This window comes from Haladaptatus caseinilyticus (assembly GCF_026248685.1).
Classification (GTDB): Archaea; Halobacteriota; Halobacteria; order Halobacteriales; family Haladaptataceae; genus Haladaptatus; species Haladaptatus caseinilyticus.
On record NZ_CP111041.1, the window covers coordinates 480544 to 492450 of the forward strand.

Annotated in this window: 8 protein-coding genes; all 8 read right to left on the reverse strand. The window is 52.5% G+C overall.

The features are described from left to right. Positions 1-899 precede the first annotated feature (899 nt). The 8 genes from OOF89_RS22235 to OOF89_RS22270 all read right to left on the reverse strand — a co-directional run bounded on the left by OOF89_RS22235 (position 900) and on the right by OOF89_RS22270 (position 11842). On the reverse strand, positions 900-2216 hold the full coding sequence (locus OOF89_RS22235) for a hydroxyacid-oxoacid transhydrogenase (protein ID WP_266082161.1): 1317 nt from the start codon (positions 2214-2216) through the stop codon (positions 900-902). Then, a complete protein-coding gene (locus OOF89_RS22240; protein WP_266082163.1) occupies positions 2217-3020 on the reverse strand; it encodes an N-acyl homoserine lactonase family protein in 804 nt (267 codons plus the stop codon). Positions 3021-3121: 101 nt separating this feature from the next. Next, positions 3122-3547: a hypothetical protein gene (locus OOF89_RS22245; protein ID WP_266082165.1), complete on the reverse strand. Its 426-nt coding sequence runs from the start codon at positions 3545-3547 to the stop codon at positions 3122-3124. A gap of 254 nt (positions 3548-3801) precedes the next feature. Next, complete coding sequence (locus OOF89_RS22250) at positions 3802-4743, reverse strand: NAD-dependent epimerase/dehydratase family protein (RefSeq protein ID WP_266082167.1); 942 nt, start codon at positions 4741-4743, stop codon at positions 3802-3804. Further along, on the reverse strand, positions 4730-5860 hold the full coding sequence (locus tag OOF89_RS22255) for a DegT/DnrJ/EryC1/StrS family aminotransferase (RefSeq protein ID WP_266082169.1): 1131 nt from the start codon (positions 5858-5860) through the stop codon (positions 4730-4732). Before OOF89_RS22255 ends, OOF89_RS22250 begins: the two co-directional genes overlap by 14 nt. A gap of 304 nt (positions 5861-6164) precedes the next feature. Further along, a complete protein-coding gene (locus tag OOF89_RS22260; RefSeq protein ID WP_266082171.1) occupies positions 6165-7286 on the reverse strand; it encodes a glycosyltransferase family 4 protein in 1122 nt (373 codons plus the stop codon). Between the two features lie 392 nt (positions 7287-7678). Beyond that, on the reverse strand, positions 7679-8587 hold the full coding sequence (locus OOF89_RS22265) for a hypothetical protein (protein ID WP_266082173.1): 909 nt from the start codon (positions 8585-8587) through the stop codon (positions 7679-7681). A gap of 2103 nt (positions 8588-10690) precedes the next feature. Next, positions 10691-11842 carry a glycosyltransferase family 4 protein gene (locus tag OOF89_RS22270; RefSeq protein ID WP_266082175.1) on the reverse strand — a complete coding sequence of 384 codons (1152 nt, stop codon included), beginning with the start codon at positions 11840-11842 and terminating at the stop codon, positions 10691-10693. Positions 11843-11907 lie beyond the last annotated feature (65 nt).

Sequence of the window (11907 nt, forward strand, 5' to 3'; positions counted from 1 at the left end):
CGTACCAGTGCTGTACGTGGCAGATATATCGTAAATCGTTCTTTCTCGGGGGTGCGAAGATATAAAAGTGGAATTCTCCGACGTACGGTCTGTAGAGACCCCACTCCTTCTTGACACCGCCGTGTCCCCAAAACACGCCGTAAAACAGGAGACATCCCTCTCAAGGAGCAACCGGCGTTAGCCGTGATAGGCGGGGCGAGACGGTTTACAGACTACCGTGATTCTGAAATTCGCTTTCGTTACACTGTGTACAGTGAGTTGGTTTCGAGATAAACGTCGTACCGCATTCTTCACACTCGAAAATGTCTCCGGTCGTTCGCATTTCTCGTTCCGTCTGTTGAGTAGGGCTGTCTTGACTGAAGGCATCTCGCAACTGGTGTAGGAACCCCATTGGTGAAGGAAAATTCAATGACCTTGTACAAAGACTTTGCTCTCTATATGAAAATATATCTCGTTTCTCTGTTGAGAGCGATAGAGGGAGAATAGTACTCATTAGTCCTCCAAGTGAGGTCGTCTTCCACTTCCGACGTCAATCCAATCGATCGGGTTCGATCTTCGTTGATGCTGATTGGCTAGTTTCAGATTATTCACACCATCTATCATATAATGACTGATTTCTGTCCTAAAGTACGTCACAGAGAGATCATAACGTAGTTCAATCCGCGTTCCGTTTGACCAACTCCGTAAAATACTATCCGGGACGAGTTCCGTTATATAAAGCTACTAGTCTCGCTCTCGGGAAGCGCTCTACCAGCCACCATACTTACTGGAAATGTAGATTCACGGTATAGCGAAGGAACGAGGAGCTATGTTATTTCATGTTCACCTCCGTCATCAGTTGGAGGGCGAAACGGTGAATGGTCAAACTGTTCAAATCCGAGGATGGCAATCCGATATCGTTACTCGGTCCAGTTGTGAAGTGCGTCCACGAATATGTCATGGACATCTTCTTCGGTTACCGGCCGCGGATTACACCGTAGAAGCCGTTCTTGGGTTTGGACGGTCTGTTCGGCCAACCAGTCCACGTCGTCTTCCGTTATTCCTGCTAGTTCGGTGAGACCACTCGGAAGGACGTTAAGATCTCGCTGGAGCTGGATATACTGTGCCTTCAGTGCTTCAGCCGCTTCGTGATCGGTTTTCCCGGTCGTCTCTACGCCGAACAATTCCGCGAGGCGTGCGAACCGCTCGGGATCACTCGCCGAGTTGTAATCGATGCTGCTCGCTGGTGTGAGAACGGCGATAGTCTCCCCGTGGAAACTGTGATAGCGGTTTCCAACCGGGTAGGCCATCGCGTGGCAGAGCGACGCACCAGCCGTGAGCCCAGCAATGGCACCAAATAACGCCCCTTGGAGCATGTTCGAACGAGCTTCGAGGTCGTCGCCGTTGTGAACAGCCGTGCGAACGTTGCTCGACAGCAGGTCGATGGCCTTCTCCGAAAACATCTCGGTAAGCGGTGTCCGGCCAGCATAGACCGGGCGCATTTCGGGGTCGGCTGGCCGCAAGAGGGAATCATACTCGTGAGTGGTAAACCCCTCGATCGCGTGCCCGAGTGCATCCATCGCAGTGTTCGCCGTCAACTCCGGTGGAAGCGTCGTCGTCAACGTCGGGTCGAGGATGGCCGCGTCAGCCCGGATATGATTGCTCGAAATGCCTTCCTTGATGTTCTTTTCTTCGACGGAAAGGATAGCCACCGGCGATATTTCGGCCCCTGTTCCTGCGGTCGTCGGCATGAGGACAAGCGGCGGGCCTGACTCGGTGATGGATTTTCCTTGCCCAGTCGGTTCAGCGACATAGTCGAGCGGACTCCCCCCGTTGGCAACGATGGTTCGTGTGGCCTTCGCGGTGTCCATACAACTGCCACCGCCGAGTCCGACGTAATAGTCGTACCCGGAGTCTCCCGTTCGGGACCGAACGAACGAAACACAATCCTCGATCGCCTCGATCGAGGGTTCACGCTCCGACTCATCGTAGATATCGACGTTTAGACCCGCGTCGATCAAGTGAGACGAAACACGCTCGACGTGTCCGGCATCGACGAGTCCTTCGTCCGTAATGATGAGACCGCTGGCGTTTTCATCGACACCCAGATCGCGGAGTTGAAACGCGAGTTCTTCGGTCGCATCCAGTCCGAACCGTATCTGTGGCATCTGAATGTGCCACACGGTCTCCGGGGAGAGTTCGTGGGACGGTGCGGATACTGAACGTTCGTATCCCATCTACCCCCACCCCGATTGAATCGCTTCGTACTGGTCAGGATCGTGGCCGTAGACGATTTCCGCGTCGTGTTCACGCTCGATTTCTTTCAGCGTCTGAAGGCTTCGGAACCAGTGGCGGTGGCTCCACAACAACCCTGCCCCCAACGGTGTTTCGTCTTCATAGTTCTCCGTTTGGTAAATCTCGTCGCCCGCGAACGCGACGGTGCCCTCGTCGTCGAGGTGAACGACTGTTCCGGTCAACCCCGGCGTATGCCCCGGCAGACGGACGAAGTCCACGTCCTCGAAATGTGTCTCTCGATCCCCATGAAGGAGTTGCCAGTTCAGGTCGTGATCGAAATCCTCGAGGATGTACGCCGCACTTCCCTCGTCGGTTTTTGCCGAGTAGTAGGCGAACTTCATCTCTTCTTCGTGGACGAACACGGGTGTATCGGTCCCGTCGAAGTGGTGGAGGCCACCCGCATGGTCGAGATGAAGGTGACTCTGGAACACGTAGTCGATATCATCAAGACTCCATCCTGCATCTTCGAGGTCACCCGCGAGAGTATGCTCGGAAGCATCGTGTGGATAGAACGCCTCCTTCAATCCTTCGGGCCAATGGCCGTCGAGTGCGTCCTCATGGTTTCCGGTGTCCCAGAGAATAGTCCCCTCTGGATGGTCGATAACGAGGTTGAACACTGGAATTGCGGCATACTCAGTGTCTGGATTCGGATTCGAATGCGATCCGAGTGTGTTTCCCTCGATCAAGTAGTTCAGGTCACATTGCAGTTCGCCACGATCGATTACGTCGATGGTCGCATTGACCATAGTTAGGTAGCACCATGATTACTAATCATACTTTTGCCCGTATCGTCTCCGTTTGCAATATACAATCGGCAGGAGTGCAATAGAAAATGTGCTCGGGAAATTCAATCTTCGTCGCTTTCTTCTATCACGTCGATCGGGATCGCTATGTCACCCCCAACGCTGAGAGAACCGTCGTCTGCGACGGCGGAAATCCACGTCATCACCTCTTCCGGCTCCGTCTGGTGGAGAAGTTCTCGCACAGCTATCGCGCTTAGTCGTCCCGCGACCGTACTCCCAGCAAAGCGAACCACCATGTGATCGTCGCCGAAGCGATCGAGGAGTTGCTTTCCGAGGCCCCGTCCGAGCGTTCGGCCAAACGTTTCGGCGAGCTGTTCGTAATCCACGGCGGCGTCGTACCCTGCGCCATCGTACAACGCTTGGACGTCCACGCTATCGAGAACGTTCTTCGCGATTTCTGTCGTGAAGAGCAGGTCGAGACCTCGCTCGATCTGCTCGATTCGTTCACTTCGGTCTATCGAGTCGTCCATTGGTTCTGTTTTCACTAGTGGGAAACGAATGGTTGATATCTCTTGCTTGCCCTCGCAAGGGTACTAAACCGGGTTCCTCTCGCGGTCCGATTCACGATCGACCCGAACCGCTTCCCACCGACTCCCGTTCAGTCGTGAGCCAACTCAGATCCACAACTGATGGATGCTTACAGAATCGATCACAAGAACATTCACCGGTATCGTCGTCCGTTCTGATCGCACGAATCACAAATATCGGTGCGAATTATTTCGGTCTATGTATAGGACCGGAGTTGACGCTCTTCGAACCACTCTATCGTCATTTCAAGTCCGTGCTCGAAGGGAACCTCGACCTTCCACCCGGTTTCTTTCTGCAGTTTCTGATTGTCACAGATGAGGCGACGACTTCCTACTGTGTCCTTCCGAAGATCTTCGACCGGGACGTTACCGAATCGTTGGGAGATCTGATTAGCCAGCGTTCCGGCCGAAACCTCGTCGCCGCTCCCGACGTTCACGACGTCACCGAGGAGCCCGTCACAGGTCGAAGCTTCTAACAGTGCCGCAACACCGTTTGTGACGTACATAAAGTCCCTCGAAGACTTACCGTTCCAGATTTCTATTTTTCCTTCGTCGAGGGCTTGTGCGATCAGAGTCGGAATCAGATATCCCCTTTCCTGTTTCGGTCCGAAGAGGTTGAAGTTTCGAACGATAGTGACCGGAAGACGATAGTTTTCGTAGTAGTTTCGACAGAGGTCTTCCCCTATCTTCTTCGTGACAGCATATGGATCATAACCATGTCGTGGATGTGACTCGTTGATCGGAACGTACTCGGGGTCCCCATACACCGAGGCTGTCGAAGTGAATACGATCCGGTCACAACCGTTCCGCCGGCACGTTTCGAGTATATTTTTCGTTCCAGTGACATTGACGTCGAAGGCGAGGTCGAAATTATCCTTACACGTTCTCGGGTTCGCAACCGCCGCTAAATGAAAGACGATATCCGCATTGCCGAGGTCGGCGATACTCTCCCGATCCCGAACGTCACAGTCAACGATCTCGATATCCCTCCGAATCAGATCGAGGTTATCGAACATTCCAGTGGTAGAGTTATCGAACACGAGTACGTTCGCACCCCGTTCGATCAGCGCCTCGCAGAGATGGCTTCCGAGAAAACCTGCACCCCCCGTTACTGCGACGGTTTTCTCAGACCATGACATATGATTGCTCCACGTGATTATCGATTGCATTCTTGAGTGAGCTGATGACGCGTGATTGCTCCGTCTCCGTCATCTCATAGAACATTGGGAGGCTCAGAACGCCCTGAGAGAGCCACTCCGCGACCGGATACTGCTCACCCATGAACGAATCTCGATACAGTGGTTGCTGATGAACCGGATCCGGCCACGTGATTCGCGTGCTGATACCGTCGGCTTCCAGTTGCGCTTTCACCTCGTCTCGATTGCTAAGGATGATGGGATAGAGGAACCATGCATGGTCGTTCTTCGATGCGACACTCGGGAGTCCAACGATATCGGAACGTTCCTGTAGCGCGTTCGTATATCGGTTCGCTAACTCCGACCGTTTTTCTGTGATCTCATCGATTCGATCGAACTGAGCGAGCCCAATCGCGGCGTGAAGATCAGTCATTCGGTAGTTGTGACCCAACAGCACGTGGCGATACTTCTCATCGGGGTCCTCGCCTTGATTTCTGATAATATTCGCTCGACGGTACAACTCCTCGTCGTCGGTGAATACCATCCCCCCCTCGGCAGACGTGATCAGTTTCGCAGCATGGAAGCTCGTGATACTGATGTCTGCGAGGGATCCCGCACGGACGCCATGCTGTTTTGCGCTGAGGGACTCCGCTGCATCCGCAACGAGATACAGATCATGCTCGTCCGCGATTTCGCTCAACGCATCGTAATCCGCACATTGTCCACCGTAGTCCATCGCCAAGATTGCAACCGTTTTATTCGTCACCTTCTCTTTCACAGCCTCCGGGTCGATATTATACGTCTCGGGTTCGATATCTGCGAGAATTGGTGTTGCGTGTTGGTATTGCACCGCATTTGCGGTCGCAATGTACGTCATGGCTGGGATGATGACTTCGTCTCCGGGTTCGACTCCGATCGCTTTGAGAGCAACGTCGAGGGCAGCAGTACCCGAATTCACCGCGACGGCGTACCGGGACCCGACATATTCGGCGACCGTCGATTCGAATTGCTCTACCTTTGGTCCCTGTGATATCCATGTCGTATCTATCGCCTCCAAGAGCTGTTCTCGTTCGGTCCGACCGATATATGGTTTCCCCCACGGAACTCGTGTTTCTATCATACTCATAGACCTGAACAACTGCTACGTATTTTGTAATTTAGAGCGAGTATGGATTCATCCCCCCCATTACCGACCCTGTTTCTTCGGAACGATTATCGATAGCGTTCGTTATCGACTGCTATCCTTGAAAACAGTGGCTGATATCCATGTTATCTGCCGTTGCTCTCGGGTCTCGTGCCATTAAACGGGTGGGCACTTAGGTACGAAGGTTGTCGGCCAGACGATGGCAACTCACCGTTCCTGCCCGGACACGAAAAATAGCCAAAATCGTTCAGCAAATATCTATCCGCAAGTTACATCTATATCAAATTATTGACTTATATACTGATTCCGTCATCGTCGCGATCTCGTCCCAATCGTACGATTTCGAAAACTCAAAACAATCCTTCTCCATATCTGCGGCCTGTTCGAGAGCGGTACGGATTTTCCGGGCCAGATCGGTAATCGACGGTTGACAGATGAATCCGTTGAGCCCATCGACGACGACTTCTGTCGCAGCGTTGTTGCGGTGCTGAACGGTTATCGCGGGGAGACCACACGCGTTTGCTTCTAAGGTAACGAGGCCTGCTCCCTCCCGTACGGACGGTAACACGAGGACGCGTGCGGATTTCATCTGTGCTACGACATCATCGTACTTTTCGAAGAACCCGAAAAATTCTACCTTTTCTTGGAGTTGTAGCTCCGTTACCAAGCGAACCAGCTCCTCTTTTTGCGGTCCATCTCCGATTATCGCACACGTCACACTACCGCTCCGATTCAACGTATCGACCGCCTGAATGAGTTTATCGACGTTTTTGTGGGGTAGCAACCGACCAGCATATACTACATCGAACGACTGGTCTGCCGAAGGGATCGACTGGATTTTATCGAAATCGATTCCGTCGGGGACGACGTTGATGATATCCGGGCTACGGCCAATTTCCGTTAAATCTCGCTTGATTTTCTCAGAAACGGTAATCATTCGAAGAGGCAACCGTGCGGTCAATAGCTCGATTGCTTTCCCGAACCCGCCCTTCCATCCGAGATACTCGTACCAGTAATCGCCCCATACCTCGTACCACGTGACGACTGTGGCTGTTTCAGTTACCCATTCGTTTGATTTCGCGACGAGTATCGGGAAGTACGGAAATTCTTGGCAGTCGACTACGTCGAACCTCTCGGTGAACAGCGGTTTGGCAACGGACGCTGCGAACCGAACCGCTTGCGTGATCGATCTTCGCTCCCCCGTGTAAAGTTCGATCGGTTCACAGACCCCGTGGAGCGTCACCCCTTCGCGTTCGATAGTAGACGGCCCATCCCAGTACTTCATCCCGAACATGTGGATGTCGTGTGAATCGGCCAATCGTTTTGCGATTTCCCACACCCGCTTCTGCGCTCCGCCGACTTCCCATGGGTACACCGCGTCGTAGATGAATGCAATCTTCATCCGGTTATCAACCCCATGAGTCGATACGAACCACCGTTCAATAGTCGTACTGATTGTTTACGTATCGAACGTCGGTATATCATGAGCTTACATGGCGATCCACTCTCTTGACAGACACAACTGCCATCAAAACGGACAGTCTTACAGATGTCCGATCGTCGTTTGGATAACCAGGAAAACGAAGATACAGAAGCCGAGAAGAGCCACGAGGCGAAGGCGAGTACGCCAAGGCGGTTGAATACCAACGGGGGCGGTTACCTCAAGGAGTGTAAGGAACCCGATCAACGAGATGATGAAGAACGTATGTAGCGACAGCAAGTGAAAGACAGACAGCACAAGGATCACTAGTACCATCCACGTTGTTTGGACATAAACGATGTGTTGCTGTCGAGTCATCCTTCGTATCGACCGCTCGTCGGCTTTCTTTCCGGTTCAACGAAATCGAACAACAATGTATGACTCTCCGACACTTCCGATTGCTCGACATTGACACGTATCGGTTTTTGTATAGCTTCCGCGAACGCAACCGCGATGAACGAAGATGTCGGGTGGTCAAATGTATCGACCCGTCCAAGACGACTCCCACCGATTTCGACCGTGACGCGTCTTCCCGCAGTATCGACGGTTCCTGTGGCAGTACGTGCAAGTTGAAATTGGTCCGTGACAGCCTCCATCACCTGCTCTACGAGGAATTTCGGCGACGTGACGGATTTTTTCGTACTGATTTTTTGAAACCGTCGAAAGAGCATCGTGCCACTGGGGTACAACGCTATGCCACCTCGATTTGGCGACGGGGAATTCATGAATAGCGTTTCCGTCGATGATTTCGTGGGAAGGACGTAATCGGACGACGAGGGAACGAACAGACGGACGGTCGAATGTCCGTCAGTCGATTCCGTAAGATTCGGCACGTATATTCGGATGTCCTGAAAATCGAGTTCTTGTACGAGCAAGCGTTCGTTCCGAGAGAACACCGAATTCGTATCAGTGCAGACCTGTGCTGGTAGTAGCGGTTCGGTTGAGAGATAGTACAGAAGCGTACCGGAGAACATACCAGTGCCGCCTAATGCAAGTAAAACCGGTCGTCCATCTGGCAGTCCTATCCCTCCAACGACCAGTATCAGTCCGAGAACGAAGAGGGTGAATGCGGGCCGTCCGAACGAGCGGTTTTGACCGACAAGCTTTCGCTTCCAAGAAGGTTTCCTCGTTCGGACATCCCCCACGGGTATATTCGTACTGTCACTGTCTCGCGGATCACCGGTATCCTGTCCAGTTGACGAGTCGTACCCATCGTCACTCATGAATCGACCACCCGAACCTCGTTGTACACGGGAACCAACTGATAGCCTGCATCATATAGTACCTCCTCTTGAATTGACTACTCGTTCCCTGGCGATATAACACTCCCGTCCATCCTAATACACTCGCGGAATGTATCGACGTCGTCATCAGTGGCAAGCAGCGGTTCGGGGCAGTATACTTGTGAATACACGTGGCGAGTCACCCATTACAACAGTTACACTGCACGAACAACGATGTCCTTTGATCATGTAAGGCCGAGGGGACATAGATGAAAATTTCAGCGCCAAATCAACCGTCGATGGGGACGAACGGCAGGTGAATTCTTTCACACTGCACAACTAATATACCTCATACCGGCGAAGCAGTCCGGACGGGAAAACCGTTGTCGAGATTCAGACCGACCCGGAGGGGTGTTGCCACGCCAGTTGGGCACCGTCACACCCTGTGGCGAATTGAAAATCATGGATTTGAAACGAAGATTGAACCAGTACCGCCGTTCCGTTCCCACCCCGATGAGAATACAGACATGGATCCTCTGTATACTTCCTTTGATACTCTGCATCGCCGTCGTGGTGAAGGCTACTCAACTCCCACCACTGGTCGATAGATGGGAATATTCGACGTGGTACGTCGAAAATTTTCTCGTGGCGTCGGGGCTTCGGTTGCCATCCTGCCCACACGTATCTGCCATCGGTAACTACGACTCGTATTGGCCGAAGATCTGTACTCAGATCTACGAACCTGGCCATGCGTATGCGAATGTCCTCGCGACACGAATTACCGGCCTGGATTTCACGGGAGAATGGCGAAGGTATTTTTTGTTAACTGCCGTTCTCAAGTTTTCCGCGGGCTACTTACTGGGGTCGCTATATGTCAAAAATCGGTCGTATCGGTTGCTTACTGCGGCACTCGTTTTCCTCGTCCCGGATTATTCATCGATATACATAACGGAGGCGAAAGGACTATCGTTTCCCATACTGCTGCTGGGGATCTACTCGACACTGGAATGGAAACGTGGACGACGACGGATGTTCGCTCCGACCGTCGGTTGTCTCGTTCTTCTATCGTATTTCTACTTTCCAAGAACGATACTGCTGGCGGCCGTAATCGTGATGTTCGGTCTCGTAGTCGCAGTGCAACGATACGACAAATTCCACGTCATCGCGGCTATCGCTGTTACATCGGCAGTCATTTATCTGTTCCAGTTCCGTTCAGTGATACGTAATGTTTTCAAATATGATGTGCTCGGAGTGAACAAGCAGTTGATCGGGGACACCCTCTCCGTTGCGCTTCAAAACGTTCTTGGAACATCTAGCGAAGCGGCCGTGCCCTTCATCGTATCAGCACCCCCGTACGGGGCCATTGCACTCCTGCCGGTAGCAGTCGCGTCCAGCATTTCTTCGTTGCGACTACTCGTTACTCGTCGGTGGTCGTTCCTCTTCGATGAACGGATGATTTGGGTATACACGATCCTTGCAACGTATGTTCCCGTCAGTCTCTCAGTCAGTTTCTTTTGGTCTCGAGTTTTCTTCGAAATGTCTGTTCCTGGTCTCCTCATCACCGTAAGTCAGGTAGAAGAGGTCGTTACCGAGGAGCGGTATAGAAAAACAGTCGTAATCGGTGTGTTGACACTAGCCGTTCTCATGGCCGCGGGCAACATCGCGACGATGCCAGACCCCATCGTCATACCGTATGATGAGAACGAGTACGAAGGCCTTGCTCACGAGTTGACTGAGCAGGGTATCGGTCCGAACACCCCAATTTACACCGATATGAAAACGGGAGCATATCTGGTCGGGAAACACCAGTATAAACGGGTATATCGTATCGATAGCGATCGGGATAGAAGCGGAATGGTAAGCGTTTGGTACGGGACGGATGCAGTGAGTGCCTGTCGATCCATGAAATCACACGCCAACGTCCGATACTTCATCCTGAACGAGGAAGTGAAAGACGAGGGCTTGTCGGTTGAGAACTACGAACGACGTCCGATCGGTGACGCGGCATATGACAAATTCAACCGTAGCAGTGCATTCACCGAAGGTTTCCAGACGAATGGGTTCATCGTGTACCGACTGCACTGTGGCGAACGAACGAGGGGGCTACAGATTCGAATAAATTTGCAAAAGCTCCTCAGCACTCGCGTTCCACGAATACGTTCGTTCACACAGTTCTCTAGCGAATTCCATCTCGAAACTATCGAGCCGGGACATCGCGTCAGCGATCTCGTCCGCTAACATTTCGTGGTTTTTCGTTTCGACGACCGCGCCAATGTCGAACTCGTCGATGTGATCAGCGACAGCAACGACGTTCGTCGTAATCACGGGTGTCCCGGACGCGATGGATTCGAGAACGACCAACCCAAATCCCTCCTGATCTGCATCGTTCGATGGGAGGACGAACAGGTCGGCACCACGATACGATCGCCGTAGCGCAGACTGTGAGAGGCGTCCAAGGAACTCGACGTGATCAGCGATTCCGAAGCTGATGGCGGTCGATTCGTATTTCGGACGGAGTGGACCGTCACCACCGACAAGCAACTTTGGAGTCCGACCATCTCTCCGATCAAGGTCCTGTATCGCACGGAGAAGTGTCTCGAGACCTTTGTACTCGTGATACTCGTCAAGGACGCTCAAAAAGAACAAGTTCACCCGGTTCGGGTCTAGGCCTAACCGTCGTTTTTCCCCATCGGACACTTCTCCCGGCCGAAATTCGGTCGTGTCTACGCCATTGTGAACTACGGTGATTTTATCGGTGAAATTTTGGAGATGAGGTGAGTGTGAGATATACCCAGCCTGCGTGACGATAATACGATCGGTGAGATGTAAGAGCAGTCGAAGCGCAGTTTTGTTATACACCTGCGCGATATACTCATCGAAGCCATCTCCGATAATATCATTGTGGTACGTGACGACGACAGGCGTATTCGTCAGCCGTCCCACCAGGACGCTGATGTCCGCACTCCATGGCGTCGGAAGATGTGTGTGAATAACATCGGCGTTTCGGGCGGCCTTCAGGAGTGCTGTTGGCAGTCGAGGAGTGATATTCGTGTCCGCAATCTTGCCGACCGTCCACAGCCGTTCGACATGGATACCGTCGACTACCGAATGTCGCGGGAGAGCGGAGGAACTTCTTGCACAAATGACGGTTACGTCGTGGCCGTCACGTACCATCTCTTTCGATACATCACGGACGTATGACTCCACGCCACCGATGTCGGGATGGAATCGACAGGGTGTTTGAAGTATCTCCACACTATTGTTCTTCACCTGAAAGGAGCATAAGCACAACGGCCATTAACGGGCGACAGGGGACTAAC

Coding starts and splice junctions, on each gene's coding strand:
- OOF89_RS22235 (WP_266082161.1), bottom strand. CDS start 2,216: ATGGGATACGAACGTTCAGTATCCGCACCGTCCCACGAACTCTCCCCG.
- OOF89_RS22240 (WP_266082163.1), bottom strand. CDS start 3,020: ATGGTCAATGCGACCATCGACGTAATCGATCGTGGCGAACTGCAATGT.
- OOF89_RS22245 (WP_266082165.1), bottom strand. CDS start 3,547: ATGGACGACTCGATAGACCGAAGTGAACGAATCGAGCAGATCGAGCGA.
- OOF89_RS22250 (WP_266082167.1), bottom strand. CDS start 4,743: ATGTCATGGTCTGAGAAAACCGTCGCAGTAACGGGGGGTGCAGGTTTT.
- OOF89_RS22255 (WP_266082169.1), bottom strand. CDS start 5,860: ATGATAGAAACACGAGTTCCGTGGGGGAAACCATATATCGGTCGGACC.
- OOF89_RS22260 (WP_266082171.1), bottom strand. CDS start 7,286: ATGAAGATTGCATTCATCTACGACGCGGTGTACCCATGGGAAGTCGGC.
- OOF89_RS22265 (WP_266082173.1), bottom strand. CDS start 8,587: ATGAGTGACGATGGGTACGACTCGTCAACTGGACAGGATACCGGTGAT.